This is a genomic window from Nocardia sp. NPDC003269 (assembly GCF_042888005.1).
GTDB lineage: Bacteria > Actinomycetota > Actinomycetes > Mycobacteriales > Mycobacteriaceae > Nocardia.
The window spans coordinates 794292-820008 of sequence record NZ_JBIAPA010000001.1; the positions used below are offsets into that span (position 1 = coordinate 794292).

Sequence of the window (25717 nt, forward strand, 5' to 3'; positions counted from 1 at the left end):
CACCACCATGGGCGTTTCACCTTCCCCACCCCTGGGTCGGTAGTGCTGGCACCACCTTCGATTCGGGCGCGCGCGGCATGGGCGCGACGCGCGCGTCTTCCTACGCTCGGAACAGTCACCGCACAGCACGTTCCAGCAGGAGGAAAGCGCAGCTCATGACCCTATTTCGCAGCAGGTCCCGTCGCCTCGTCGCCGCGGGAGCCTGCGCCGTCGCGCTGCTCGCCGTACCCGCGTGCGGTAGCGAGACCGCGCCGCAGACCACGCCGGGACCCGAGGTGCGCGAGGCTCTCGAAACGCTGGTGCGGGCGGGCTTCCCCGGCGCCCAGGCCGTGATCACCACGCCCGCGGGCGAGCGGACCGTCACCGCGGGCGTCGGCGATCTCGCCTCCGGCGCACCGATTCCCGACGGCGCGTTCGTCCGGATCGGCAGCAATACCAAGAGTTTCGTGGCGACCGTGCTGCTGCAACTCGTCGCCGAGGGCAGGGTCGAGCTGGACGCGCCCGTCGAGCGGTACCTGCCCGGCGTGGTGCACGGCAACGGCAACGACGGCACTCGCGTCACCGTGCGGCAGTTGCTCCAGCACACCAGCGGTCTGCCCGAGTATCTGGCCAGCGGCGATCCGAGCAAGCCCACCGATCCCGGCTCCCCGCAGCTCGATATCGCCACGGAGGCGGCGCGGCGACAGCACTTCACCCCCGCCGAGCTGGTGCGCATCGCGATGTCGATGCCGCCGCAGTACGAGCCGGGCGCCCGCGCGGTGTACACCAATACCAACTACGTGCTGCTCGGCATGCTGATCGAGCGGGTCACCGGCCACCCGACGGCCGCCGAGATCGCCACCAGAATCCTCGAACCGCTCGGCTTGCACGACACCTACGTGCCCGCCGCCGGCGACTCCGGGCTGCGCGCCCCGCACTCGCGCGGCTATCAGGAGATCGACGGCACCCGAGTCGATTTCACCGAGCTCGATCCCTCGTGGGCCGACACCGCGGGCGACATGATCGCGACCGGCGCCGACCTCAATCGCTTCTTCACCGCCCTGCTCGACGGCAAGCTGCTGCCCGCCGCCCAGTTCGCCGAGATGCGCCGCACCGTGCCCTTCGACCGGATGCCGACGGCCGGTTACGGTTTGGGCCTGATCCAGCGCACCGCCTCCTGCGGCGACCAGGTGACCGGGCACGGCGGCAGCATCCCCGGTTTCGGCACCCACACCGGCGTCACCGCCGAGGGCGTCGCCGTCACCCTCGTGGTGAACGAGCTGCCCCGCAGCGAGGAGCAGGCGAAACTGGTCGATCAGGCCTTCGACACGATCGTGTGCGCGTCGTGAAGCGCCTGATCACCGCCGCGCTCGCCGCCACCGCCACACTCGGATTGCTCACCGCCGCACCGGCGTCGGCCGACCCGCTCGACGACTTCCGCCACCAGGCGCTGTCCTGGCGATCCTGCGACGATGCCCGCCTCGACCCGGCGGGCGCGCAGTGCGCCGATGTCACCGTGCCGGTGGACTATTCGGCGCCGCGCGGCGAGACCATGACCGTCGCCATCTCCCGGCTGCCCGCCACCGATCCGGCACAGCGGCGCGGCGTGATGCTGTCCAACCCCGGTGGTCCCGGTGGCCCCGGCCTCGACTTCGTCGTCGACATCCGCGGCGGCATGACCCCCGAGGTCGCCGCCCGCTACGACCTGATCGGCCTCGACCCGCGCGGCATCGGGCGCTCCACGCCGGTGAATTGCCGCTGGCACGAGGGGTTCTGGACCCAGTCGGCCGGACTCGACGCGGTCGACTTCGCCGCGAGCACCGCACGCCAGGCCGAGCTGGCCGCCCGGTGCGCGACGACCGACGGCGCCCGCCTGCGCCACATCACCACCCGCAATACCGCCCGCGACATGGATCTCATCCGCGCGGTCCTCGGCGAGGACCGGATCAGCTACTACGGCACCTCCTACGGCACCTATCTGGGCGCGGTGTACACCCAGCTCTTCGGCGATCGCGCCGACCGCTTCGTGCTGGACAGCGCCGTCGACCCCGCCCGCTACGGCGCGACCGATCTGCTGCGCGACATGGGCCCGGCCAACGAGGCCGCCTTCGATCTGTGGGCAGCCTGGGCCGCCGCGCACGCCGACGAATACCGTTTCGGCACCGACCGATTCGCGGTGCGCGAGTTCGTCCAGGCGATGGTGCGCCGGGCGAAGGAGCAGCCGATCCGGATCGGCGATGTCACCGTCGACCAGCACAGTCTGCCGAACATCCTGTTCGCCGGGCTGGACGATCCGCGCAAGTATCCGATGCTGGCCGGGCAGCTGCGTCAGCTCGCCGACGCCGCCGAGGGTGCGACCGTCACGCCGGACCCGCAGCTGGCCGCCACCCTGGCCTTCATGCTGAAAGCCGAGCCGCGCGATCTGTCCACCGCCACCGCCGTGCTGTGCGGCGACGCGGCGACACCGCGCGATCCCGCCTGGTACTGGCGCAATATCGAAGCGAGCCGCGCCGATCAGCCACTGTTCGGGGCGTTCACGAACAACATCACGCCGTGCGCGTTCTGGGCGCCGCCCGCCGAGCCGAAGACGGTGGTCGACAACGCGGTGCCGAGCCTGATCGTGCAGTCCACCGGCGATACCCGCACCACCTACCCCGGCGCGCTCGGTATGCACCGGGCGCTGCGCGGCTCGCGGCTGGTGACCCTGCCGGACGTGCCGATCCACTGGATCTACGGCAACTATCCGAACGACTGTGTCAGCGCCGCCGTCAACACCTACCTGCTCGACGGGACCCTGCCCGCCACCGACCTGACCTGCCGCGACGAGACCGGGTCCGGCGCGGTGCGGTGACCGCTCAGGGCCGTCCCGGCCGGGCGTTGAGATAGGTGAGCACCGCGAGCACCCGGCGGTGACCGGACTCGTCGGCGGCCAGGCCGAGCTTGGCGAAGATGCTGCGAATGTGTTTGAGCACAGCGCCTTCGGTGACGACGAGGCCGGCGGCGATGGCGGAGTTGTCCTGACCCTCCGCCATCAGCGCGAGCACTTCGCGTTCCCTGGCCGTAAGCGTCGACAACGGGTCGTCCGCGCGGCGGCGCACCAGCAGCTGCGCGATCACCTCCGGGTCCATCGCGGTGCCGCCCGCGGCGACCCGGTGCAGCGAATCGAGGAATCGGTCCACCTTGCCGACCCGCTCCTTGAGCAGATAGCCCACCCCGCCGGCGCCGTCGCCGAGCAGTTCGGCGGCGTAGCTGTCCTCGACATAGGCCGAGAGCACGAGCACCGGCAGGCCGGGGTGCACGGTCCTGGCCCGCACGGCGGCGCGCAGGCCGTCGTCGGTGAAGGTCGGCGGGAGCCGCACGTCGACCACCACCGCGTCCGGGCGGTCGGCGGTGACCACCGCGAGGAAGTCCTCGGCGTCCTCGACGGCGGCGACCACCTCGATCCCGGCGGTCTTCAGCAGCAGGACCAGGCCTTCCCGCAGGAGGGCGTCGTCCTCGGCGATCACGACCCGCACGGCAACTCCACGCGCACCAGGGTAGGCCCACCGGCGGGGCTGTCGAGCGTCATCCGGCCGTCGAGGGCCTCGGCCCTGCGGCGGATGCCCGCCAGGCCACCGCCCTCGGTGACCGTCGCGCCGCCGACGCCGTCGTCGCGGATCGCCACGGTCAGCAGGGCGGGCGGTCCGCTCAGTTCGATCGACAGATTCCCGGCCCCGGAGTGCTTGGTGGCATTGGTGACGGCCTCGGCGATGACGAAGTAGGCCGCCGCCTCCACCGCCATCGGCCTGCGCGTGATCCCGTTCAGCTCCACCACGCACGGGATCGGGCTGCGCGCGGCGAGCGCGGAGACGGCACTGGCCAGGCCCCGATCGGAGAGCACCGGCGGGTAGACGCTGCGGACCACGTCGCGCAGTTCGGCCAGCGCCGCCGACGCGGTGTCCTGGGCGGTGCGCACCATCCGGGCGGCGGCGTCGGGGTCGCGGTCGCGCAGTTGCTCGGCCAGGCCGAGCTGCATGATCACCGCGGCGATCCTGGCCTGGGCGCCGTCGTGCAGGTCGCGTTCGATGCGGCGCAGTTCGGCGCCGTGCGCGTCGAGGGCGGCGGCCCTGGTCGCGGTGAGCTCGGCGACGCGGTCGGCCAGCAGCGCGTGCTCGTCCGGGGCCAGCAGGTGGCGGGCCAGCTTCGCCTGTACCGTCGCCGCCTCGGGCGAGCGCAGGGCCAGCGCGCCGAACACGAGACCGATCAGCACGCACAGGGCCGCCGTCGGCCAGGAATCCACGACCAGCCCGTTGCTGCCCTGCAACCCGTCGATCCCCGACCACCACAGCACCGGGATCACCAGGTGCTGCACCGCGCTCAGCGGCAGGGCCACCGCCAGCGCGGCCAGCGGCAGCCCGAGCACGGCGTGCAGCAGCAACCAGGCGAGGTCGCGGCGGTTCGCCGGGTCGGCGGCCAGGGTCGCGAGCTGATCGCGCAGCTCGCCGGTCAGTGGCCGATAGGCCGGGACGATCGGGGTGCCGAGTCGTTTCCCCGCCCTGCGCCGTTCCAGCGTGAGCAACGGGCGGATCAATTTCACCGCCTCCGGCAGCGCCGGGATCCCGAGCCCGATCAGGCTCGCCGCGGCGACAATCGCCAGCGCGACCACCGCGAACAGCGCCGCGACCCCGGTCAGCCCGCCGACCAGCAGATAGCCGACAGCGGCGGGCAGGCGGCGTATCCGCCGTCCCGCTCCGCCGCCGCCGGTTCGATTCATCCCTCGATCATGCCGGGGGCGCCCCGGCGCGGACGCGGCCGCCCGCGTCGTCGCTGCGATCGGCACCGGACTCGGTCGTCTGGGCCGCGGTGTCGGCGAGCGCGCCTGCCGCATCGGCGGCCTTGGTGTCACCGGCCGCCTGGATGCCGCCCTGCATCCGCAGCGGGGCCTCCTTCCAGAACAGCACCAGCAGCAGCGCGAGCGCCGCGACCGCGGTCGCCACCAGGAACACCGTCGACATCGAGTCGGCGAAGCCCACCTGGAACGGCTTGGCCAGCACCGGGTTCAGCTGCTGGATGATCGAGCTGTCCTCGAGCACCTGGCCCGCCGCCGAGGTGTCGTGCGCCAGCAGCCCCTCGGCCAGCGCGGCGTCGGCCGGGTTGGCGCTCTGCGCACCCGTGACCACGGCCTGCTGGTAGGTGGGATCGGTGGCCGCCTGCTGCATCTGCTCGGTGATGTTCGGGGTGAGCAGCGAGAACAGGATCGACAGGAAGACCGCGGCGCCGAGGGTGCCGCCGATCTGCCGGAAGAACGTGGCCGACGCGGTGGACACGCCCATGTCCTCGGGCGGCAACGCGTTCTGCAGCGCCAGCGTCATCGGCTGGAGCAGATTGCCGAGACCGAAGCCGGTCAGCGCCATGAAGATCATCGCCAGCCACAGCGGGCTGTCGGCGTCGAGCAGGTGCAGCAGGAACAGGCCGATGGTCAGCGTGATCGCGCCGATCACCGGGAAGGCCCGGTACCGGCCGGTCTTCGAGATCAGCCTGCCCGACAGGATCGAGCCGAGCATCAGGCCGAGCACCATCGGCAGCATCTGCAGACCCGCCTCGGTCGGCCCGGCGCCCCGCACGACCTGCAGGTACTGCGGCAGCAGCAGCATCCCACCGAACATGGCGGCGCCGACGACGAACGAGATCACCACGCCGAGCGCGAAAGTGGTGTTCGAGAAGATGCGCAGCGGGATCAGCGCCGCGTCACCCATGTACTTCTGCACCGCGACGAACCCGATGACGCCCACCGCGCCGATCAGATAGCAGATCACCGACGCGGTACTGCCCCAACCCCATTCACGCCCCTGCTCCGCCACGATCAGCAGCGGCACCAGACCGATCGCGAGCACCAGCGCGCCGGCGAAGTCGATGCGGTGGGTGGCGTGCGGCTTACGCGGCAGCTGCAGCACCCGGGTCACCACGACCAGCGCGAGCAGGCCCAGCGGCACGTTCACCAGGAACACCCAGCGCCAGCCGGTGATGCCGAGGATGGTGTCCTGCCCGGCCAGCAGACCGCCGAGCACCGGCCCGAGCACGCTCGAGATGCCGAACACGGCGAGGAAATAGCCCTGGTAGCGGGCCCGTTCCCGGGGGCTGATGATGTCGCCCATGATGGCCAGCGCCAGCGACATCAGCCCACCGGCGCCCAGACCCTGGAACGCGCGGAAGGCCGCCAGCTGGTACATCGACGTGGCGAACGTGCACAGCAGGGAGCCGATGACGAACAGCCCGATCGCGGTGAGGAAGAACGGCTTGCGGCCGAACATGTCCGAGAGCTTGCCGTAGAGCGGGGTGCTGATCGTCGCGGTGATCAGGTAGGCCGTCGTCGCCCAGGCCTGCAGCGAGTAGCCGTGCAGGTCGTCGGCGATGGTGCGGATCGAGGTCGACACGATCGTCTGATCGAGCGAGGCCAGCAGCATGCCGAGCATGAGGCCGGACAGGATGGTCAGGATCTGGCGGTGGGTGAAGCCGGCGGGTGATTCCACCGGGGCCGCGGTCGTCGTCACGAATCGTTCTCCATCGCGGTAGTGCTCAGTGCGGTCGAGCGGGTCAGCAGGGTCGGGCGGGCCGCGTCGTAGTCGTCGACGAAGCGCGTCAGCAGCGCGGCGAAGGTCGCGCGGTCCGCACCCGACCAGTCCTCGGTGACGATGGCGACGGACTCGCGGCGGCGGGTCCGGATGCGTTCGGCGACCTCCCGGCCCTGGTCGGTCACCTCCAGCACGGTGGCGCGGCCGTCGTCGGGATCGGCGACCCGGCGCACCAGCCCGCGTTCGACCAGCTGGGCGACCTGCCTGCTCACCGTCGACGCGTCCGAGTGCACCGCCTCGGCGAGCGCGCCCGAGCGCATCGGCCCGTCGCAGACCAGCCGGAACAGCACCACGAAGCCCGCCGGGTCGATGCCGGAGCGGTCCTTGATCTGGGCCAGCGTGCGGTCCCGCAGCCGGTGCAGCCGGACGAGCTGGACCGCGATCGCGTCGATCGAGGGCTCGTTCTCAACCAATGCTCTTCACCTTTACTTGCATCAATCAATTAGTTGTGTGATGCAAGTATGTAGACAGAACGGTCACCGGGGCAACCGTTTGACCTACCTTTACTCGCCCTTGAACTCCGGCGCGCGCTTCTGGAAGACCGCCGTGATGGCCTCGGTGAGGTCCTTCGACGGCAGGAACGCCGCGTTCCAGGTCGACACGTAGCGCAGGCCGTCGGCCACCGCGGGCGCGGTCCGGTGCTCGAGCACGTCCTTGATGCCCTGCACCACCAGCGGCGGGTTCTCGGCGATCTCGCGCGCCATCGCGTGCGCGGCCGCGACCACGGCCTCCTGATCGGCGAACACCTCGTTGACCAGGCCGATCCGCTCGGCGCGCGCGGCGTCGATGTCCTTGGCCGTGTAGGCCAGCTCGCGCAGGTTGCCCTCGCCGATGATGCCGGGCAGGCGCTGCAGCGAGCCGATGTCGGCGACGATCGCGACCTTGGCCTCGCGCAGGCTGAACTTGGCGTCCTCACTGGCCAGCCGGATGTCGGCGGCCGCGATCAGGTCCAGGCCACCACCGATGCACCAGCCGGACACGGCCGCGATCACCGGCTTGGTGCACTCGGCGACCGCGGTCACCGAGTCCTGCATCCCGCGGACCACCTTGAGGAACTCGGTGCGCGGCGCCGCCTTCGCGTCGTCGGCCAGCACGGGCGCGAGCATGCCGCCCATCGCCGCCAGGTCGAGCCCGAAGGAGAAGTGCTTGCCCGCGCCGGTGAGCACCACGGCCCGCACCTGCGGGTCGGCGTCGAGCTCGCGGAAGATCTCCGGCAGCTCGCGCCAGAAGTCGGGTCCCATCGCGTTGCCCTTACCCGGCCCGGTCAGTGTGACCTGGGCAACGTGGTCGGCGATCTCGACGGTGAAGGCCTGCCAATCAGTCATGTGCCGAGTCTATTGGCGCGGCGCCAGGGATGCGCGCAGGCCCTGGGGTCGACCCCAAAAATCCACTCCCCCGGCATATTTCCCGCAATCGTCCTACTCTGGATTTCATGCGCAGGTCGTCTCTTCCGGCGGTCGCATGCCGCGTCGCCGATACGCTCATCGCCCGCGGGCATCACGGCGTCATCGTTTCGCCGGAAACGCCCGCTGCCACCGCCGCCGATGCCGCCCGCGCGATGGGCGCCCATCCCACCGCGATCACCACCTCCCAGGTCTTCCTGCTCGACGACGATCCCGTCCTGCTGCTGGTCGCCGACCACCACCAGGTCGACCTGACGCGCACCGGCAAACGCCTGGAGGGCACCCTCACGCCCGCACCCACCGCCCTGGTCGAGCGCATCACCGGTCAGCCGATCGATGGCACCGCCCCCGTCGGCCACCCCACCAACCTGCCCACCTGGGTCGACACCGCGCTGGCCGAGCACACCGAGGTGTGGGCCGCGGGCGGGCATCCGAACACGGTGTTCCGCACCAACTTCCGCGAACTCGTCCGGATCACCGCCGGGCTGCCGATCGAGGTCGACTGAGCCGGAGCCGGTGTGATGTGCGCCCATCGGGCCGACCGGACCCTGGGCGCGGTCGCGGCACGGGCGTAGTTTGGGGCGGGTGAGTGAAGTGCGACGTACTCCGTCCGAGCTGGTGGTTCCCGACGATCTGAGTGGAATCACGGCCGAGCAGTACCGGGAGTCGATGCGGCACTATCCGGCCGGTGTCACCGTGGTGACGATCGGCGCCGAGCACGGCCCGGTCGGCTTCACCGCCACCTCCTTCGCCTCGCTGTCCCTCGAACCGCCCCTGGTGTCGTTCAACATCGCCCACACCTCGTCGAGCATCGAGGCCCTGCGCGCCGCCGACTCGGTCGTCATCCACTTCCTCGGCGAACACCAGCACCACCTGGCCCACCGCTTCTCCCGCACCGCCGCCGACCGCTTCACCGACCGCTCCCTGTGGACCACCCTCGACACCGGCGAACCCGTCCTGCACGGCACCCCCCTCTGGCTCCGCACCACCCTCCACCAGCTCATCGACATCGGCGACCACACCCTCGCCGTAGGCCTGGTCACCCGAGTCCACGACCAAACCCACGAATCCCCCACCGCCGCCCCCCTCCTCTACTACAACGGCAAATACCACCGCCCCACCGCCCTCGACACCTGACCGGCGAAAAGACGAGCCCGGCCCCGCTATCCAGGGGGACCGGGCATGCGACGTGAACTCAGCCGATCAGGCAGGGGGCGGCGCCGGTGAGGGTGTCGGTGGTGAGGGGGCGGGTTTCGGGGGTTGGGTTCCAGAGGCCGTCGGTGGTGGCGTAGGTCCAGGTGGGGCCTGCGGTGACGAGGGTGGTGATGGCGGCGATCAGGCGGTCCACGTCGGCGGCGGTGGTGCCGAGGCCGATGCTGGCGCGCAGGGCGGCGTCGAGGCCGAGGGCGGCGAGGAGGGGGTGGGCGCAGAAGCGGCCGTCGCGGACGCCGATGGCGTGTTCGGCGGAGAGGTAGGCGGCGACCTCGCCGGGGGCGCGACCGGCGACGGTGAAACAGACGATGCCGACGGCGTCGGGGCTGTCGGACCAGATCCGCACCAGGTCGACACCGGGGATCGCGGACAGTCCGTCCCGCAGCCGGTCGGCCAGGAACCGCTCGTGCGCGACGAGGTCGTCCGCGTCGATCGCGGCGAGCGCGTCACAGGCGGCGGCGATGGCGGCCGCCCCCAGCACATTCGGCGACCCGGCCTCGTGCCGCTGCGGCGCCGCCGCCCAGTCGACCTGCGCCACACCGACATTGCGCACCGCGCCACCACCGGCCAGGTGTGGCTCACCGGCATCGAGCCAGTCCCGCCTGCCGACCAGCACCCCGGCGCCGAACGGCGCGTACAGCTTGTGCCCGGAGAAGGCGAGATAGTCGATCCCGGTCTCGCGCAGGGAGATCCGGCGATGCGGCGCCAGCTGCGCGGCGTCGACGAGAATCCGGGCGCCGCACTGGTGGGCGATGGTCGCGAGCCGCTCCAGCGGCAGCACCTCACCGGTGACGTTGGAGGCCCCGGTCACCGCGAGCAGAGCGGCGGGCTTGCTGCACAATTCGGCGACGACCCGGCGAATGGTCTCCTCGACGGTGTCGGCGGCCCGCACCACCCGGCGCCCGTGCGCGGTCCACGGCAGGAAGTTCGCGTGGTGCTCGATATCGAGCACCACGGTCTCCCCCGGCACGCAGCCGGCCAGCAGGTTCAGCGAATCGGTGGTGTTGCGGGTGAACACGACGACCTGGTCGTCGGCGGCATCGAGGAACCGGGCGACCGCGCCGCGCGAGGCCTCGTAGCACTCGGTGGAGATCCGCGAGGCGTACCCGGCACCGCGGTGCACGCTGGCGTAGTACGGCAGCAGCTGCGAAATCCGGTCGGTGACCTGCTGCAACGCCGGCGCGCTCGCCGCGTAGTCGAAGTTGGCGTACGCCTCGGTCCCGCCCTGCACGAGCGGAACCCGCAGGTCCGCACCGGACACGGTGGCCAGGGCACAGGTGGGGTCGATAACTGCGGTCATGACGAAATCCCGTCGGCTCAGGGACTCGTTCCCGAAAGGGTGTTGCGAGTCCGCGCTTGCCGCGCCCACTGCGGACGGCGGCCTGGTCGTCACCCGGAGCACCCCACCGCGGAGGAGGGTTGCCGACCAGCTAGCCGGGGCTTGTCGCTGGTACTCGTGACCTGTTCCGAGAGTGGCAGACGATCCCGCGCCCTGTCAACCACCCCCGATCGGCGCGCCCGAGCCCGACGCGGATCGCCGACGTCGCGGCACGGAACCCCAACGCCCACACCGACACCCGCCGATTGCCCACGGATTGCCCATACGTGTTCACCACGCAACCATCTCCGTACCCCATTGTGGATCACCCAAATGATTGAGTTCCCCCACTATCTGTTAGGGTGGCCGTCATGTCCACGAACTCGAACTCCGTCCGCGGCCTGCCGCGCTACCCGGTGTACGCGCTCGGACGGCTCACCAAGGCACTGCACGCCGAGATCGATGTCCCGCTGCGCGATCACTGGGTGCTCACCTTCATCGAGGAGAACGCCGACCTGACGCAGAAGAAGGTCGGCGACGCCCTCGGCATCGACCGCAGCGAAGTCGTCCGGCTGGTCGACGCGCTGGAACGCGCCGGCCTGGTCGAACGCACCCGCGACGGCACGGATCGCCGCAAATACCGGCTGCGGATCACCGAGGCCGGGCGCAAGCAGTGCAAGCGCACCGACCGGCTGATCGCCGAGGCCACCGCGCGCGTGCTCGAGCGGCTCGACCCCGAGGAACAGCGCACGCTGCACCGGCTGACACTGACCGCGCTCGGCGAGTCACCGGACGCACCGTCGTGATCGGCGCCGACGGCACGCCTCGCGCTGCCGTCCGGCCACACCTTCTCCGAGTACCGTTGGCATCTGGTGACCATCCTGTTTGCCCTCCGGTAACCCGCCCGTGAAACAACAAACACCACCGATGGGGGTCGACCGATGAGAGGTGGACTGAGCGCCATGCTCGAGCCACGCACTGAGGACCCGGCGAGCCGGTTGCGTGATCCACTCCTGCGCGCCGACCTGGCCGCGCCGCCGCGCACCCTGGTAGACATCCTGACCAGCACCGCCCTGGCCCACCCCGACGCACCGGCCATCGACGACGGCACCGTCGTCCTCAGCTACATGGAGCTGATCGCCGCGATCGAGGCCAGGATGACCGAGCTGACCGCGGCGGGCGTCCGCCCCGGCGATCGGGTCGGCGTGCGGATGCCCTCGGGCAGCGCCGCGCTGTACGTCACGATCCTGGCCGTCCTCTACTGCGGCGCCGCCTACGTCCCCGTCGACGCCGACGACCCGGAGGAACGGGCCCGGCTGGTCTTCGGCGAGGCCCGGGTGAGCGCGCTGGCCACCGGCGACGGCATCGAGTCGGCCACCGCGGCCGCCGGCCGCACGCCCGCCTCGGACTGGAACACCCTGCCGACCCCCGCCGACGACGCCTGGATCATCTTCACCTCCGGTTCCACCGGCACGCCGAAGGGTGTCGCGGTCACCCACCGCAATGCCGCCGCCTTCGTCGACGCCGAGGCCGGGCTGTTCCTGCAGCGTGCCCCGATCGGCCCCGGCGACCGGGTGCTGGCCGGACTGTCGGTGGCCTTCGACGCCTCCTGTGAGGAGATGTGGCTGGCCTGGCGCAACGGTGCCTGCCTGGTCCCCGCCCCGCGTGACCTGGTCCGCACCGGCGCCGACCTCGGCCCGTGGCTGATGCGCCGCGAGATCAGCATCGTCTCCACGGTGCCGACGCTGGCCGCCACCTGGCCGGCCGAGGCGCTCGACTCGGTGCGCCTGCTGATCTTCGGCGGCGAGGCCGTCCCACCGGAACTGGCCGAACGTCTCGCCGGTGGCGCCGAGCGGGAGGTGTGGAACACCTACGGGCCCACCGAGGCCACCGTCGTCGCCTGCGCCGCGCTGCTCGACGGCGGCATGCCGATCCGCATCGGCCTGCCGCTGGACGGCTGGGACCTGACCGTCGTCGACCCGCAGGGCAACCCGGTGGCCGAGGGCGAGACCGGCGAGCTCGTCATCGGTGGCGTCGGCCTGGCCCGCTACCTGGACCCGGCCAAGGACGCCGAGAAGTACGCCCCGCTGCCCTCGCTGGGCTGGGAACGCGCCTACCGCAGTGGCGATCTGGTCCGCAACGACCACCAGGGCCTGATCTTCCTCGGCCGGGCCGACGACCAGATCAAGATCGGCGGCCGGCGCATCGAGCTCGGCGAGATCGACAACGCGCTGCAACATCTGCCCGGCGTCAGCGGCGCGGCCGCCGCCATCCGGACCACCAAGGCGGGCAACAAGATCCTCGTCGGCTACCTCACCGGCGCGGGCCCCGACTTCGACGTCAAGAAGGCCAGGGAGATTCTGGCCGAACAGCTTCCGGCCCCGCTGGTGCCGCGGCTCGCGGTCGTCCCCGACCTGCCGACCCGCACCTCGGGCAAGGTCGACCGCAACGCGCTGCCCTGGCCGCTGCCGAGCGCCGAGGACCAGGCCGAATCCGGTCTCGGCGGCACGGCGGCCTGGGTGGCCGGGCTCTGGGACGCCATCCTCGGCGCCGAGGCCACCGACCTCGACGCCGACTTCTTCGATCTGGGCGGCGGCTCGCTGTCGGCGGCCCAGCTGGTCGGCGCGCTGCGCGAGCGGTATCCGCACGTCACCGTCGCCGATCTGTACGACCATCCCCGGCTCGGCTCGCTGGTGGAACTGCTCGACGGCAGCGCGCCGGTCGCGGCGGTCGACGAGCGGGTCGTCGCGCCGACGCCGTTGCGCGCGCAGCTCACCCAGGTGCTGGCCACCATCCCGCTGACCACCCTCACCGGATTGCAGTGGGTCACCTGGCTGGCGGTGGTGTCGGCGATCGCGGGCTGGTCCGGCTCGCTGCCGTGGCTGCCGCGGCTGTCCTGGTGGTGGATCGCGCTGGCGTTCGTGCTGTTCATCTCGCCGCTGGGCCGGATGACGCTGTGCGTCGCCGGCGCGCGCGTGCTGCTGGCCGGGCTGCGCCCCGGCACCTATCCGCGCGGCTCCTTGGTGCACCTGCGGCTGTGGGCGGCCGTGCGCCTGTCGGAGGCCAGTGGTGCCGAAAGCCTGTCCGGCGCACCGCTGATGGTGCCGTTCGCGCGGGCACTCGGCGCGAAGATCGGCAAGGGCGTCGACCTGCACACGCTGCCGCCGGTCACCGGCATGCTCGAACTCGGTGACGGCGCCAGCGTCGAACCCGAGGTGGACCTGTCCGGCTACTGGGTCGACGGCGACCTCGTGCACATCGGCGGCATCACCATCGGCGACGGCGCGGTGATCGGCGCGCGCTCGATCCTGCTGCCCGGCACCAAGATCGGCAAGAAGGCCGAGATCGCGCCCGGTTCCGCGGTGTCCGGCAAGGTCAAGGCCGAACAGGAATGGGCGGGCTCGCCCGCGACGAAGGCGGGCAAGGCCCCGCGCCGCTGGCCCGACCACGCCCCCGAGCGGGCCCGGCACTGGCTGGTGGTCTTCGGCCTGTCGTCGATGGCGCTGGCCGCGATGCCGGTCCTCGGGCTGGCCGTCGGCGGCACGTTCATCGCCTGGTGGGTCCGCGAGGAGACCACCATCGGCGCCGCCGCGCTGCGCGGCTTCGCCATCCTGCCGGTGGCGACCCTGCTCAGCCTGGCCGTGTACGCCGCGGCCACCGTGATCGCCGTGCGCCTGCTCGGCATCGGCCTGCGCGAGGGCTACCACCCGGTGCGCAGCCGGACCGGCTGGCAGGTCTGGGCCACCGAACGCCTGCTCGACTCGGCCCGCACCTTCCTGTTCCCGCTCTACGCCAGCCTGCTGACCCCGCTGTGGCTGCGCCTGCTCGGCGCGCGGATCGGCAAGAACGTCGAAGCCTCGACCGTGCTGCTGCTGCCCAAGTTCACCGTGGTCGCCGACGGCGCCTTCCTGGCCGACGACACCATGATCGCCAGCTACGAACTCGGCGGCGGCTGGCTGCGGATCGGCGAGGCCAAGGTCGGCAAGCGCGCATTCCTCGGCAACTCCGGCATGACCGCGGTCGGTCGCCGGGTGCCCAAGAACGGGCTGGTCGCGGTGCTCTCGGCCGCGCCGAGCAAGGCCAAGGCGGGCTCGTCCTGGCTGGGCAGCCCGCCGGTGCGGCTGCGCCGGGCGGCCGAATCCAGCGACACCTCACGCACATTCGATCCGCCGCTGCGCCTGAAGGTGGCGCGGGCGTTCGTCGAGACCTGCCGGTTGATCCCGGTGATGGTGACCTTCGCCATCGGCCTCGGCGTGCTGTTCGTGCTCGCCCTGATCGCCCAGCACTCCGACTACCTGGTCGCCGCCCTGCTGTCCGGCCTGGTCCTGATGGCGGCGGGCGCGCTGGCCGGTGCCATCGCGGTGGCCGCGAAGTGGTTGCTGGTCGGGCGGATTCGGGCCGTCGAGCATCCGCTGTGGAGTTCGTTCGTGTGGCGCAACGAGGTCTCCGACGCCTTCGTCGAGACCGTCGCCGCGCCCTGGTTCGCCCGCGCCGCCACGGGTACTCCCGTGATGAATCTGTGGCTTCGCGGACTCGGTGCCAAGATCGGCCGCGGGGTATGGTGCGAGTCCTATTGGCTTCCGGAGGCAGACCTCGTGACACTCGGTGACGGCGCGACCGTGGAACGCGGCTGCGTGGTGCAGACCCATCTGTTCCACGACCGCATCATGTCCATGGACACGGTGACACTGGACGCGGGCGCCACCCTCGGCCCGCACTGCGTCGCCCTGCCCGCCGCCTACATCGGCGCGGGCGCCACCATCGGTCCGGCCTCGCTGGTGATGCGCGGCGACGTGGTCCCGCCGTCGACCCGCTGGTGGGGCAACCCCATCTCGCCGTGGTCCGGGACCGCCTCGACGCCGGAGTCGAGGCAGCGCGGAGCCGCCTGATGCGGAGCAAGTTCTACGAGGAACCGATCGACGCCTACCTGCCACAGAACGGCAATCGTGGGTACCGCGTGTCCAGGTACGAGCTGGAGCTGGGCTACCGGCCCGCCAGCAACCGGCTGGCCGGGCGCGCGGTGATCATCGCGGTCACCACCACCGTGCGTGGGTGGTTCACCCTCGATCTGTCGCAGGCGCTGACGGTGTCGAAGGTGCTGGTCAACGGGGCCAAGGCCGCGAAGTTCAGCCATCAGCAGGGCAAGCTGGCGGTCACCCCGCAGCAGAAGATCCCCGCGGGCGGCGTCCTGGAGATCACCGTCCACTACGCGGGCACGCCGCGGCCGGTGCGCGGGCCGTGGGGCGAGGTCGGCTGGGAGGAGCTCACCGAGGGCGCGCTGGTGGCCAGCCAGCCCAACGGCGCCGCCTCCTGGTTCCCGTGCGACGACCATCCGAGTTCCAAAGCGTCGTACCGGATCTCGATCACCACCGACAGCCCGTTCTACGCCCTGGCCAACGGCACCCTGGTCCGCAAGCAGGCCAAGGCCAGCCAGACCACCTGGGTGTACGAGGCGCCCGAGCCGATGGCCAGCTACCTGGCGACCATCCAGATCGGCAACTACCGCAAGCACCGGATCGGCGCGCCCGGCGAGCCGGTGCCGATGCAGGCCGTCATCCCGCAGCGGCTGCGCGCGACCTTCGACCACGACTTCGCCCGGCAGCCCGAGATGATGGCGCTGTTCACCGAGAAGTTCGGGCCGTACCCGTTCGAGAACTACACCGTGGTCGTCACCGACGACGAGCTCGACATCCCGATCGAGGCACAGGGCATCTCGGTGTTCGGCGCCAATCACTGCGACGGCAAGCGTGGTTCGGAGCGGCTGGTCGCGCACGAACTGGCGCACCAGTGGTTCGGCAACAGCCTGACCCTGAAGCAGTGGCGCGACATCTGGCTGCACGAGGGCTTCGCCTGCTACGCCGAGTGGATCTGGTCGGAGGCCGCCGGCGGACCGACCGCGGATCAGCTGGCCAGGGCGGCGCGGGCGAACCTGGCCCGGCAGCCGCAGGACATCATCGTCGGCGATCCCGGCCCCAAGGACATGTTCGACGACCGGGTCTACAAGCGCGGCGCGCTCACCCTGCACGCGCTGCGGCTGGAACTGCGCGACCACCTGTTCTTCGAACTCATCCGGGAGTGGACCGCGCGCTATCGCCACGCCTCGGTCACCACCGAGGAATTCGTGGACCTGGCAGGTCATTACAGTGTGGCGCCGCTGCGTCCGCTGTTCGCGGTCTGGCTCGGCACCAAGCCGCTGCCGCAGCTACCGCCGCTGGGCGGCCAGGCGCATCAGAAGACCAGGTAGCGCTGGGCGAGTTCCTCGACGAGGGGATCGTCGGACGGCACCATCTCGAGCGCCTCGAGATCGTCGGCCACCGAGATGCTACGGGAGTCGTCGCGTTCGGGGTCGGGGCCGTCCTCGGCGAGCTGACGCTGCAACTTCCGCCGGACTCGATCCTTCAGTGAATCGCGCATGCCTCCAGACTGCCCGCCGATCCGCGCGGGCACCAGTATCAAACGGGCGTGAGCCACGTTCCCCACGGCGTGTTGCGCACAACGGTATAGACGGCCAGCAATCCGAAGAACGACCACACCAGCACCGGGCTCAGCCCGGGCACCCGCCAGCGTTGTCCGCGCCGGGCGCGCAGCAGCCAGTCGACGACGAACACCGCGAACGCGACGACCAGCGGCAGCACCAGCACATTGCTGTGCAGCGAATCGATGATCCGGCCGTCGGTCAGGTTGTGCATCGCCCGCATCCCGCCGCAGCCGGGGCAGTACACCCCGAGCAACGCGTACACGGGGCACAGCCCGTAGGAACCCTCGACGTGCGGATCGCGGAAGTGCAGCAACGCGAGCGTGCCGACCCCGAGTCCGGCGGCGATCAGCGGCGGGGCGAAGCGCTGCCAGGCCGGGCGTGCCGGTTCCCGGTGCGGGGCGCCGGAGAAATCGGCCATGACGGGCGTGCTGTCCACGCTCCTACGGTAGCCGCGCCCGGTCGGGGCCGCCAGCATGCCCGGATCGCGACGGCACGCTGTAATTTTCCGGCGATTTCGGGCGATTTCACAGTGTCGGCGCGGCTGGTGACCCAGTTCACAACAAATGGGACACTGTGACCCGCTAACACTAGCTAGCACCCCAGCTCGCACTGTACGGTGGCCTACGACACAAAGGAGTGCCGACATGCTTGCAAAGTCGATGATGACGGTAGGCGTACTCACCGCACAGTTCCGTGCCGGACTGCGTACCCGGAGCTTCGCGACAGCGAAACTCAACACCCCCTCCGTCGCGCACCGGGTCGTCCCGGTGACCACCGCGGACGGCGCCGACCTCCGGGTCCACGTCTACGGCCCCGACACCGCCCCCACCCTGGTTCTCATCCACGGCTGGGCGTGCAGCATCGAATACTGGAACCCGCAGATCACCGCCTTCGCCGGTGAGTACCGCGTGGTCAGCTACGACCAGCGCGGCCACGGCGAGTCCACCCTCGGCACCGCCGCCCCCAGCGAGCACACCCTGGCCGACGACCTCGCCGCCGTCCTGGACGCGACGCTGCGTCCGGGCGAGCGGGCCGTCCTGGCCGGGCACAGCATGGGTGGCCTCACCATCCAGGCGTGGGCCAAGCACCACCCCGAGCAGGTGTCCGAGCGCGCCGCCGCCGTCCTGCTGGCCAACACCGCCAATGGCGACATCCGCTGGGAAACCGACCTGCTGCCGGTGCTGAACAAGCAGCTCACCGTCGCCGAGTACCCGGTCACGATCATGGGCGCGCCCGTGCGCATGCCGCAGCCGGTCAGCGAGTCGCTGTTGTTCGCGCCGCTGCCGATCCCGGGTGGCTGGTTCACCGAGCAGCTGTTCCGCTACCGCATCCTCACTCCAGACGCCACCGCCGACGAAGTCGACTTCGCGGTCGGCATCATCCGCTCCTGCCGTCCGCTCGCGCGCGGCCGCCACGCCGCCGCGATGGCCGACATGGATCTGTCGGCGGGCACCGCCAACCTGAACGTCCCGACCACGGTGCTGGCCGGCGCCCAGGACCGGCTGCTCCCGCAGCGCATGTCCCGCTCGATCGTCGACATCCTGCGCCGCACGGGCCACCTGGCCGACTTCCACGTGCTCCCGCACGGGCACCTCAGCAATGTCGAGGACACCGCCGCCTTCGACGCCATCCTGCACCAGATCCTGCGTTCCGCCACCAACTCTCGGGCCACCCGCCGCAACGTCGCCGCCCGCTGACCCGAGTCGGTTCTCCCGAGTCGGTCAACGAGGCCCGACTCGGGAGGAACACGAACGAAAGGCCCTCGACCACCAGGTCGGGGGCCTTTTTCGCGCCCCTGATCGAGTAGTCGACTACGCGGGACCCGCATCGATTCGCCGTGCCACAGTCACAACCCCACGGTTGATTCGATGAGGAGGATCCGATGCGTACCCCACCCGACCACGAACTCCACGGCGACGGCCACCACGAGGAATTCGCGCCCGTCGAGGACCCAGGCTGCGTGATTCCCGCGCTGCCGACCCGCCTGCTGGCGCGCGCCGCCGAGGTCGCCACGCTGCTCAATCCGGTGAACGCGCCGCTCACCCAGAGCGCGGCGACGGAGGGCGGCCTGCCGCAGGTGGCCGAACTGGCGGTGCTGACCTCGAAGTACTGGGGCATGCAGCGCCGCACCCTGACCGTCAGCTTCCTGGAAGCGACCCCCGCCGACCTGAAGCAGCGCATCCTCGGCCACATGAACGCCTGGGGCATCGGCGTCACCTTCGTCCTGACCAACGGCACCGGCCAGGTGCGCATTTCCCGTGCCGGCCAAGGCTATTGGTCCTATCTCGGCACCGATGTCCTGCTGATCCCGCAGAGCCGCCCGACGATGAACCTGCAGGGCTTCACGATGGCCACCTCGGAAGCCGAGTACAAGCGGGTCGTGCGCCACGAGACGGGGCACACCCTCGGCTTCCCGCACGAGCATCTGCGCCGCGCGCTGATCGAGCGGCTCGACGTCGCCAAGACGATCGCCCACTTCCGTGACACCTACGGGTGGAGCGAGCAGCAGACGCGGTCGAATGTCCTGACCCCGCTGGACGAACGCTCGATCATGGCGACGCCGAACGCCGATCAGGACTCGATCATGTGCTACCAGCTGCCCGGCAAGATCACCACCGACGGTCAGCCGATTCGCGGCGGCCTGGACATCAACGCCGCCGACCGCGGCTTCGCGCGTTCCATCTACCCGACGCTGTGGCCCTTCTTCAGCGAGACGGCGGACTGGGACGAGGACGAGGACGTCAGCGTGGAATCCGCACTCGCGCAAGCACATGCCACGGCTGGTTGATCTGCGCGCGGATCCGATCGGAGCGCGGTTGGCGCTCGAGCCCGGCGACATCGTGCTGCTGCCCGCCGCGGGCGCCCGGGTGACCTCGGGCGCGACGGTCGAGGTGCTCGGCGTCTACCGGGACGCCGCCCCGCTCCCGGACGGACGGGTGCTCGCACCCGAAGGTCCGCCGGACGTGGTGGTACTCGCCGCGCTGACGCCCGGCGACGCGACCGTGCGGCTGATGACCGGCGACCCCTTCCACGGGGCCACCCCACAGGAGTTATCGGTGACCGTGCGGCGGGGCTGACCAGCGGCCTCGCCGTGGCCGAAGCAGAAGAAAGGTGAAATCCATGACCGCCGAACCACAAACGGGGCAGGTCGCCCCCGCGCAGGCGCCGGCCGTCCGCGAGACGGCCGCGCACACCTCGGAAGATCATCGGGCCGCCAGCCCGGAGCCACCGGCGGGCGCGAGTGTGGCCGCGCCGTTCCACGAGGCCGCGAGTCTGCCGGCCCCGCCGCTCGAGCAGGAAGGGTAGTCCGATGCCTTGGTTGGCCTTCCACAACAACTATCACCTGGTGGTGTCCGTCGCGGTCATGCAGGTCGACCCGGATTCCTGCCCCGGCCAGTACGGCGGCTGGGCGACACATGGCTGGTGGAATCTGAATCCGGGAGAGTCGAAGACCGCGATCTGGACGAAATACGATGCGGCGTACTACTACGCCAGGGCGGGCAACGGTGCGTGGTGGGGTGACGCGAACGGCCCTCGGGTCTACGTCAATCCCTTCGACCGGTTCGACTCCTGTCTCCTGATCGGAACATCCACGTGGGACATCGTGAACATGCGACGTGTGTTCGTCGGCTCGAATCTGCACAACACGCACACCGTGAACCTGAACCCCTGACCCCGATCCGGAAGGTCCCGACCAGCAGGTCGGGACCTTTCGCGTTGCTCAGGGCAGCAGCAGTCCCCAGTACAGCGCCCACAGCGTGAATCCGGTACCGCCGCAGACCAGCAGCGCCCAGCGGACCCGCCCGCCCGTGCCGACACCGTCGAGCAGCCGCCCGCGCCGCGCGACGACGACGCCGAGCGCGACCACCGCGCACAGCGCGCTCAGTTGCAGCGCCACCCAGGGCAGCGTGCGGCCGAACAGCAACGGGCCGAACGAAGTCGACTTGGTGGAGGCGACGAACAGGAACAGGGCGATCGTGCCGACGATGCCGATCCCGGCCGCCGCCGACAGGATTCGCGCGGGCCGGGCATGGGACAGGCGCCAATCCCGCTTGAACCCGCTCACCGCGTAGCCGCCGAGCGCGAGAACGGTCCCGAGCAGCAGGATCAGCTGGACCGGGGTGGCCTCCCACCAGGCCAGCGGTGTCAGCGGTGTCACCGAATGTCCCTGCACCGCAGGCTGATCCACCTGCGCATTCGCCGAGCCGGGCAGCCCGTTCACCCAGTCGCCCATGAGCTCGGCGTAGCCGGGCGCGAGTTCGGTGCCCTTGTCGAATCCGTCGGTCGTCGTGAAGCCCGCGTGCTGGGCATTCGGCAGCGTGCGCAGCGTGTAGTTCGTCTTGCCGACCCGATCGAAGGCCGCGCGGAAGTCGCGCAGACTGTCACCGGGCGGGGTCAGCCGGTCCTGGTCGCCCCAGATCGCGAGCACCGGCTGCGGAATCCGTTCCAGCACCGGCACCGGATCGTAGTCGGCCTGGGCGAACTGACCCGCGCCGGCGAGCTGGCGGATTCCGTTGCGCCCCAGCACATCGATCATCGATCCGCGCACGCCCGCCGCCGCGAATCTGGTCTCGTTGGCCCAGGTCTGCTGGGCGGCGGGCGCGCCGGAGTTGGCGCCGATGGTGATCAGGAAGGCGACATCGGCCGAGCGCGAGGCGGCCAGCGGCGCCACCCAGCCGCCTTCCGAGAGCCCCCAGAGGCCGACCCGCGACGGGTCCACCTCGGGCCGGCTCCGCAGCGCGGCGATGCCGGACAGCGCGTCGTCGGCGAGCAGGGAGTAGTCCCGGTGGGCGGGGGTGTAGTCCTCGGCCCGCTTCGCGTACTGCAACGCGACGATGCCCGCACGCGCGAAAGCATCGGCGACCTGGGCGTATTGGGGACTGGGGCTGGTCCCGGAGCCGTGCACGAGCACGACGCCCGGCCTGCCGGTGGCACCCGCCGGTGCGTGGATGGTGCCGGTCGTGGTGGTGCCGTCGGAGCGGGTGACGGTGATGTCGGTGGTGACGCGGTCGTCCGCGGTGGCCGTCGGCGCGGCCGCCACCAGCGCCGCGATCATGGTGGCGAACAGTGCGATACGAATGAGCACGGTGGATCCCTACTGGCTGTCGTTCATCCCCGGGGCCGGGAACGCGATGAACCGGGTCAGTACCCGGCGCGCGCCCGGCCGGTCTTCGGCATGGGTGGCTTGGAAGCGTTTGAGCAGCGCGAGGTACTCCTCGCAGAAGGCGTCGAGTTCCTCGCGGGTCGCGTAGATCGCGCCGCGCGAGAACGGCATCGTGTCGGCCCACTCCCCCAGCTCGGCGCGCTCGGCCCGGAACCGCTGGAAGAGCTCGACGTCCTCGGAAATGTGCTGCGCGACCAGCCCTTCCAGCAGCTCGCGCATTTCCGGCGACTGGTCCCTGTCCAGCCGATACCGCAGATCCTTCGGCGGCGACCGCCACCACCGTTCCTTCCCCTTCGCCAGCTCGGGCGCCTCCTCGATGAACCCGTGCTCGGCCAGCTGACGCAGGTGATAGCTGGTCGCGCCGGTGTTCTGGCCCAGCTGCGCCCCCAGCGCCGTCGCGGTCGCCGGGCCCTTCTCGGCGAGGGCGCGCAGAATGCGCTGCCGGAGCGGATGGGCGAGCGCGCGCAGCGCGGCGGGATCGGTGATCTCCCTCGGCGGTACCTCGTCGGTCATAGTTGCACACTACTCTTTGCACAAATTCTTGTGCAAAGAGTAGTGTGCACCTATCGCACCCCCGCATCGCGTGGCACCATCGAGGCAGCGCTCGACTCCGCCCGCTACGGCCACCGAACAGCCCCGCCACCGGCGTAACTCATCCGTTTCGGATGATTCGGCACCCACCGCCGCGCACCTACCGTCGGAGCATCGCCCAGCAAGCCGACACGAAAGGTGGGGTTCGGATGTCAGCTCCGCGGAACTTCGGGAGTCAGCAGGTCACCCCGGCCTATGCCGCCACAGTGGGACGGACCGCGTATCTGTGGGGCTGGCCGCTGGTCAACATCCACAACCGGCTGACGCTGATGGCGAAGCTGCCCGGCCCCGGCCTGCTGGCGGGCATCGTGCCCGCCGGTCCGCCCGGAACACTCGGGATGCTGCACGACTACATCCGGCCGGAGGAACGCGTCGTCGCCTGCCCGAACCAGGATGTGGTCTACGGCTTCGGCCTCGTCGACGCCGAACGCGGACCGTCGGTGATCCAGATTCCGGAGTTCGGCGATCGGTTCTGGGTCTATCAGATCGTCGATCAGCGCACCGATTCCTTCGTGGAGCTCGGCAAGATGTACGGGACCGAGCCGGGCTTCTACCTCCTCGCCCACACCACCTGGGACGGTGCGGTGCCCGCGGGCATCACCGGTGTCTTCCGCCACGACACCCGGCTCGGCGTCGCCATTCCGCGCGTCTTCCTCGACGACACCCCCGAGGACCGCGAGGCCATCGCGCCACTGGTGAATCGGATCAGCATGTATCCGCTGTCCGATTTCGACGGCGTCACCAAGGTGACCGACTGGTCGACCGTGCCGTCCTTCGGCGGCGGAGGCAGCACGAGCGGCGAGGCCGAGACCCAGTGGGTCGATCCGGCGACCTTCTTCACCATCCTCCCGCAGGTACTCGACGAGGTTCCGCCGCTGCCGGGCGAGGAGGCCCTGTACACGTGGCTGCGCTCGATCGTTGACGCCGCCGACCGCGATCCCGCCGTCGCCGACGCCCTCACCCAGTCCGCGCTCGCCGCCGACGAGGTGGTCGGCGAGCTGTTCCAGTTCCGCAATATCGGCCTGCCGGTCGCCGACCACTGGACCACCCAGCGCAACGGCGCCGCCTTCGGCACCGACTACCTCTCGCGCACCGCGATCGGCAAGTCCAACATCTTCGTCAACACCCCCAACGAAACCGCCTACTACTACCAGGATCTCGACGCCGACGGTGACCGTCTGCACGGCGCGAACACCTACACCGTGCACTTCGCCGCGGGCCAGGTCCCCCCGGTCCGCGGCTTCTGGTCACTGACCGTCTACAACAAGCACCACTTCTTCCACCCCAACGACCTCGACCGCTACTCCCTCGGCACCAAGAACCAGGACCTGTCCTACGGCGAGGACGGTTCCCTCACCCTCACGGTCGGCAGCAAACCCCCCACCGACCCGACCCACACCGCCAACTGGCTCCCCGCCCCCGACGACGAATTCACCGTCTACCTGCGCGCCTACTGGCCCGACGACACCATCCTCGACGGCACCTGGCACCCACCCGCCGTCACCCGCGACTAGAAACACCACAGGCCCTTTCCCGGAATTCCAGGAAAGGGCCTGTGACTGTGGAGCCGCCTGGGGGAATCGAACCCCCGACCTTTTCATTACGAGTGAAGCGCTCTACCGACTGAGCTAAGGCGGCGTGCCGTTAGGCGACGCGAGTCTATCGCGGGAACGGCCGGAACGCGAAAACGGGTGGTCAGGTGGAGCGGGCGGCGATCAGGGTGGCGACCATGGCGGCGACGGCGAAACGGGGTTTCACGTTGAGGTCGAGGGCTTCCCGGCAGGCCAGGACGGCGTCGATGCTGCGGAGCAGGCCCTCGGGGCGGACGTTGGTGGCGAGGTCGGTGATCTCGTCGGCCATGTCGGGGTGGGTGAGGGTGATGGGGACACCGCGGCCGGCGAAGCGCATGGCGAGGGCATCGCGGTACATCCCGGCGACGTCGATGAGGGCGCGGTCGAGGGCGTCGCGGCCGGTGCGGGTGGCGCGGGACTTCTGACGGCGCTCGAGTTCCTTGAGCACGCCCGCCGAGCCGCGGGTCGCCGAGGCCGCGCCCTTGCCGGTGCCGCCCGCGCCGAGGGCGGTGGCGAGTTCGTCGCGTTCGCGGTCGTCGCGTTCGGCGCTCATCTGTTTGGCTTCGTCGTCGGCCGATTTTACCAGCTCGTCGGCGGCGGCGTAGGCCGCGCCCGGCCGCTCGGTCGCGCCGACCAGGGCCAGTGCCCGCTGACGTCGCTTGCGCGCGTCCTCGTCGGTGGCGAGCCGACGCGCCCGGCCGACGTGCCCACCGCTCACCGCGGCCGCCCAGTCGGCGGTCTTGCCGTCGAGCTGATCCCGCTCGCGCAGGACCTGGGCGATGGCGGGGACCGACGGCGTCACCAGGTGCACGTGCCTGCACCGCGAGCGCAGGGTGACGGAGATGTCCTCGGGATCGACCGACGGCGCGCAGAGCAGGAACACGGTCCGGTCCGGCGGCTCCTCGACGACCTTCAGCAGCACATTGCCCGCCGCCTCGGTGAGGCGATCCGCGTCCTCGACCACCACGACCTGCCAGCGTCCGGTGCTCGGCCGCCGGGACGCGACCTGCACGATCTCGCGCATCTCCTTGGTGCTGATGCTCAGCCCCTCGGGGACGACGCGCCGCACGTCACCGTGCGTGCCCGCCATCGTCGTCGTGCACGCGTGGCACCGACCGCATCCGACGGCGTCGGGGTCGGTGCATTGCAGCGCGGCGGCGAAGCACAGCGCCGCGACCGACCGACCGGACCCGGGCGGACCCGTGAACAGCCACGAATGCGTCATCGCCCCGGTCACGACGCCCGCGCGGGCCGCCGTCGCGGCAGCCGTCAGCTCGGCCTCGACCACGTCCTGGCCGACCAGTCGATCGAAGACTCCTGCCACGCGCTACACCCTAGCCGCGCGGTCCGACACCGATCCGAACGGCCGGACCGCCCGCAGCCGGACACG

General features: G+C 70.7%; 24 protein-coding genes, 1 tRNA gene and 1 riboswitch. Of the genes, 13 read left to right on the forward strand and 12 right to left on the reverse strand.

The features are described from left to right. Positions 1 to 155: 155 nt before the first annotated feature. Positions 156 to 1328, forward strand: coding sequence for a serine hydrolase domain-containing protein (locus ACFYWJ_RS03630; protein ID WP_355280851.1), 1173 nt, complete (start codon positions 156 to 158; stop codon positions 1326 to 1328). Next, the gene (locus ACFYWJ_RS03635) at positions 1325 to 2830 is read left to right on the forward strand and encodes an alpha/beta hydrolase (RefSeq protein ID WP_355280853.1); all 1506 of its coding nucleotides are present in this window, start codon (positions 1325 to 1327) and stop codon (positions 2828 to 2830) included. The genes ACFYWJ_RS03630 and ACFYWJ_RS03635 overlap by 4 nt, the downstream gene beginning before the upstream one ends. 4 nt (positions 2831 to 2834) lie before the next feature. Here ACFYWJ_RS03635 and ACFYWJ_RS03640 read toward each other — a convergent pair whose 3' ends face one another. The 5 genes from ACFYWJ_RS03640 to ACFYWJ_RS03660 all read right to left on the reverse strand — a co-directional run bounded on the left by ACFYWJ_RS03640 (position 2835) and on the right by ACFYWJ_RS03660 (position 7915). Next, a complete protein-coding gene (locus ACFYWJ_RS03640; RefSeq protein ID WP_355280854.1) occupies positions 2835 to 3494 on the reverse strand; it encodes a response regulator transcription factor in 660 nt (219 codons plus the stop codon). Beyond that, positions 3482 to 4732, reverse strand: a complete 1251-nt coding sequence (locus ACFYWJ_RS03645) for a sensor domain-containing protein (RefSeq protein WP_355280855.1) — start codon at positions 4730 to 4732, stop codon at positions 3482 to 3484. The genes ACFYWJ_RS03640 and ACFYWJ_RS03645 overlap by 13 nt, the downstream gene beginning before the upstream one ends. Before the next feature lie 7 nt (positions 4733 to 4739). Then, entirely contained in the window at positions 4740 to 6509 is a 1770-nt protein-coding gene (locus ACFYWJ_RS03650; protein ID WP_355280857.1) for a DHA2 family efflux MFS transporter permease subunit, read from the reverse strand. Further along, complete coding sequence (locus tag ACFYWJ_RS03655) at positions 6506 to 7003, reverse strand: MarR family transcriptional regulator (protein WP_355280858.1); 498 nt, start codon at positions 7001 to 7003, stop codon at positions 6506 to 6508. Before ACFYWJ_RS03655 ends, ACFYWJ_RS03650 begins: the two co-directional genes overlap by 4 nt. Before the next feature lie 90 nt (positions 7004 to 7093). Further along, positions 7094 to 7915 (reverse strand): crotonase/enoyl-CoA hydratase family protein, encoded by an 822-nt coding sequence (locus ACFYWJ_RS03660; RefSeq protein ID WP_355280860.1) that lies wholly within the window; start codon positions 7913 to 7915, stop codon positions 7094 to 7096. 107 nt (positions 7916 to 8022) lie between these two features. Here ACFYWJ_RS03660 and ACFYWJ_RS03665 point away from each other — a divergent pair, with 107 nt between their 5' ends. Both ACFYWJ_RS03665 and ACFYWJ_RS03670 read left to right on the forward strand, forming a co-directional pair. Then, complete coding sequence (locus ACFYWJ_RS03665) at positions 8023 to 8499, forward strand: YbaK/EbsC family protein (RefSeq protein WP_355280861.1); 477 nt, start codon at positions 8023 to 8025, stop codon at positions 8497 to 8499. Between the two features lie 163 nt (positions 8500 to 8662). Continuing rightward, positions 8663 to 9130, forward strand: a complete 468-nt coding sequence (locus tag ACFYWJ_RS03670) for a flavin reductase family protein (protein ID WP_378825706.1) — start codon at positions 8663 to 8665, stop codon at positions 9128 to 9130. 58 nt (positions 9131 to 9188) lie between these two features. Here the strand turns inward: ACFYWJ_RS03670 and ACFYWJ_RS03675 are convergent, their stop codons facing one another. After that, on the reverse strand, positions 9189 to 10505 hold the full coding sequence (locus ACFYWJ_RS03675) for an aminotransferase class V-fold PLP-dependent enzyme (protein WP_355280864.1): 1317 nt from the start codon (positions 10503 to 10505) through the stop codon (positions 9189 to 9191). A gap of 47 nt (positions 10506 to 10552) precedes the next feature. After that, positions 10553 to 10667: riboswitch (SAM riboswitch) on the reverse strand. Positions 10668 to 10894: 227 nt separating this feature from the next. Between ACFYWJ_RS03675 and ACFYWJ_RS03680 the strand changes: the two genes are divergently transcribed. The 3 genes from ACFYWJ_RS03680 (at position 10895) to ACFYWJ_RS03690 (ending at position 16767) form a co-directional block, all read left to right on the forward strand. After that, on the forward strand, positions 10895 to 11329 hold the full coding sequence (locus tag ACFYWJ_RS03680) for a MarR family transcriptional regulator (protein ID WP_355280866.1): 435 nt from the start codon (positions 10895 to 10897) through the stop codon (positions 11327 to 11329). Positions 11330 to 11485: 156 nt separating this feature from the next. After that, positions 11486 to 15412 carry a Pls/PosA family non-ribosomal peptide synthetase gene (locus ACFYWJ_RS03685; protein WP_355281013.1) on the forward strand — a complete coding sequence of 1309 codons (3927 nt, stop codon included), beginning with the start codon at positions 11486 to 11488 and terminating at the stop codon, positions 15410 to 15412. Continuing rightward, entirely contained in the window at positions 15412 to 16767 is a 1356-nt protein-coding gene (locus ACFYWJ_RS03690; protein WP_355280868.1) for a M1 family metallopeptidase, read from the forward strand. Before ACFYWJ_RS03685 ends, ACFYWJ_RS03690 begins: the two co-directional genes overlap by 1 nt. Here the strand turns inward: ACFYWJ_RS03690 and ACFYWJ_RS03695 are convergent. Together ACFYWJ_RS03695 and ACFYWJ_RS03700 are read right to left on the reverse strand one after the other, a co-directional pair. Continuing rightward, the gene (locus ACFYWJ_RS03695; protein ID WP_355280869.1) at positions 16752 to 16937 is read right to left on the reverse strand and encodes a hypothetical protein; all 186 of its coding nucleotides are present in this window, start codon (positions 16935 to 16937) and stop codon (positions 16752 to 16754) included. The genes ACFYWJ_RS03690 and ACFYWJ_RS03695 overlap by 16 nt on opposite strands. A 38-nt stretch (positions 16938 to 16975) precedes the next feature. Next, positions 16976 to 17437, reverse strand: coding sequence for a DUF2752 domain-containing protein (locus ACFYWJ_RS03700; protein ID WP_355280870.1), 462 nt, complete (start codon positions 17435 to 17437; stop codon positions 16976 to 16978). 208 nt (positions 17438 to 17645) lie between these two features. Here ACFYWJ_RS03700 and ACFYWJ_RS03705 point away from each other — a divergent pair, with 208 nt between their 5' ends. The 5 genes from ACFYWJ_RS03705 (at position 17646) to ACFYWJ_RS03725 (ending at position 20674) form a co-directional block, all read left to right on the forward strand. Beyond that, complete coding sequence (locus ACFYWJ_RS03705) at positions 17646 to 18698, forward strand: alpha/beta fold hydrolase (RefSeq protein WP_355280871.1); 1053 nt, start codon at positions 17646 to 17648, stop codon at positions 18696 to 18698. Positions 18699 to 18883: 185 nt separating this feature from the next. Next, positions 18884 to 19789, forward strand: coding sequence for a peptidase M12 (locus ACFYWJ_RS03710; protein ID WP_355280872.1), 906 nt, complete (start codon positions 18884 to 18886; stop codon positions 19787 to 19789). A 28-nt stretch (positions 19790 to 19817) separates the two neighbouring features. After that, positions 19818 to 20078 carry a hypothetical protein gene (locus tag ACFYWJ_RS03715; RefSeq protein WP_355280873.1) on the forward strand — a complete coding sequence of 87 codons (261 nt, stop codon included), beginning with the start codon at positions 19818 to 19820 and terminating at the stop codon, positions 20076 to 20078. A 43-nt stretch (positions 20079 to 20121) separates the two neighbouring features. Further along, a complete protein-coding gene (locus ACFYWJ_RS03720) occupies positions 20122 to 20307 on the forward strand; it encodes a hypothetical protein (protein WP_355280875.1) in 186 nt (61 codons plus the stop codon). Between the two features lie 4 nt (positions 20308 to 20311). Further along, a complete protein-coding gene (locus ACFYWJ_RS03725; protein WP_355280876.1) occupies positions 20312 to 20674 on the forward strand; it encodes a DUF1036 domain-containing protein in 363 nt (120 codons plus the stop codon). A gap of 48 nt (positions 20675 to 20722) precedes the next feature. On the opposite strand, the gene ACFYWJ_RS03730 is transcribed toward ACFYWJ_RS03725, so the two are convergent. Together ACFYWJ_RS03730 and ACFYWJ_RS03735 are read right to left on the reverse strand one after the other, a co-directional pair. Next, positions 20723 to 22087 (reverse strand): prolyl oligopeptidase family serine peptidase, encoded by a 1365-nt coding sequence (locus tag ACFYWJ_RS03730; RefSeq protein ID WP_355280878.1) that lies wholly within the window; start codon positions 22085 to 22087, stop codon positions 20723 to 20725. 9 nt (positions 22088 to 22096) lie between these two features. Then, a complete protein-coding gene (locus tag ACFYWJ_RS03735) occupies positions 22097 to 22678 on the reverse strand; it encodes a helix-turn-helix domain-containing protein (protein ID WP_355280880.1) in 582 nt (193 codons plus the stop codon). Between the two features lie 227 nt (positions 22679 to 22905). On the opposite strand from ACFYWJ_RS03735, the gene ACFYWJ_RS03740 reads away from it, so the two are divergent. Continuing rightward, positions 22906 to 24270, forward strand: a complete 1365-nt coding sequence (locus ACFYWJ_RS03740; RefSeq protein ID WP_355280881.1) for a DUF1214 domain-containing protein — start codon at positions 22906 to 22908, stop codon at positions 24268 to 24270. A 48-nt stretch (positions 24271 to 24318) separates the two neighbouring features. Here the strand turns inward: ACFYWJ_RS03740 and ACFYWJ_RS03745 are convergent. Next, positions 24319 to 24394: transfer RNA gene (locus tag ACFYWJ_RS03745), tRNA-Thr, on the reverse strand. 57 nt (positions 24395 to 24451) lie between these two features. Beyond that, positions 24452 to 25651 (reverse strand): DNA polymerase III subunit delta', encoded by a 1200-nt coding sequence (locus ACFYWJ_RS03750; RefSeq protein ID WP_355280883.1) that lies wholly within the window; start codon positions 25649 to 25651, stop codon positions 24452 to 24454. Positions 25652 to 25717: the final 66 nt, after the last annotated feature.

Bases quoted from the DNA above. Each gene is read 5' to 3' on its own strand.
- ACFYWJ_RS03735 (WP_355280880.1), bottom strand. From the start codon at position 22,678: ATGACCGACGAGGTACCGCCGAGGGAGATCACCGATCCCGCCGCGCTG.
- ACFYWJ_RS03720 (WP_355280875.1), top strand. From the start codon at position 20,122: ATGACCGCCGAACCACAAACGGGGCAGGTCGCCCCCGCGCAGGCGCCG.
- ACFYWJ_RS03630 (WP_355280851.1), top strand. From the start codon at position 156: ATGACCCTATTTCGCAGCAGGTCCCGTCGCCTCGTCGCCGCGGGAGCC.
- ACFYWJ_RS03695 (WP_355280869.1), bottom strand. From the start codon at position 16,937: ATGCGCGATTCACTGAAGGATCGAGTCCGGCGGAAGTTGCAGCGTCAG.
- ACFYWJ_RS03645 (WP_355280855.1), bottom strand. From the start codon at position 4,732: ATGAATCGAACCGGCGGCGGCGGAGCGGGACGGCGGATACGCCGCCTG.
- ACFYWJ_RS03665 (WP_355280861.1), top strand. From the start codon at position 8,023: ATGCGCAGGTCGTCTCTTCCGGCGGTCGCATGCCGCGTCGCCGATACG.
- ACFYWJ_RS03685 (WP_355281013.1), top strand. From the start codon at position 11,486: ATGCTCGAGCCACGCACTGAGGACCCGGCGAGCCGGTTGCGTGATCCA.
- ACFYWJ_RS03690 (WP_355280868.1), top strand. From the start codon at position 15,412: ATGCGGAGCAAGTTCTACGAGGAACCGATCGACGCCTACCTGCCACAG.
- ACFYWJ_RS03660 (WP_355280860.1), bottom strand. From the start codon at position 7,915: ATGACTGATTGGCAGGCCTTCACCGTCGAGATCGCCGACCACGTTGCC.
- ACFYWJ_RS03740 (WP_355280881.1), top strand. From the start codon at position 22,906: ATGTCAGCTCCGCGGAACTTCGGGAGTCAGCAGGTCACCCCGGCCTAT.
- ACFYWJ_RS03670 (WP_378825706.1), top strand. From the start codon at position 8,663: ATGCGGCACTATCCGGCCGGTGTCACCGTGGTGACGATCGGCGCCGAG.
- ACFYWJ_RS03680 (WP_355280866.1), top strand. From the start codon at position 10,895: ATGTCCACGAACTCGAACTCCGTCCGCGGCCTGCCGCGCTACCCGGTG.
- ACFYWJ_RS03705 (WP_355280871.1), top strand. From the start codon at position 17,646: ATGCTTGCAAAGTCGATGATGACGGTAGGCGTACTCACCGCACAGTTC.
- ACFYWJ_RS03725 (WP_355280876.1), top strand. From the start codon at position 20,312: ATGCCTTGGTTGGCCTTCCACAACAACTATCACCTGGTGGTGTCCGTC.
- ACFYWJ_RS03710 (WP_355280872.1), top strand. From the start codon at position 18,884: ATGCGTACCCCACCCGACCACGAACTCCACGGCGACGGCCACCACGAG.
- ACFYWJ_RS03675 (WP_355280864.1), bottom strand. From the start codon at position 10,505: ATGACCGCAGTTATCGACCCCACCTGTGCCCTGGCCACCGTGTCCGGT.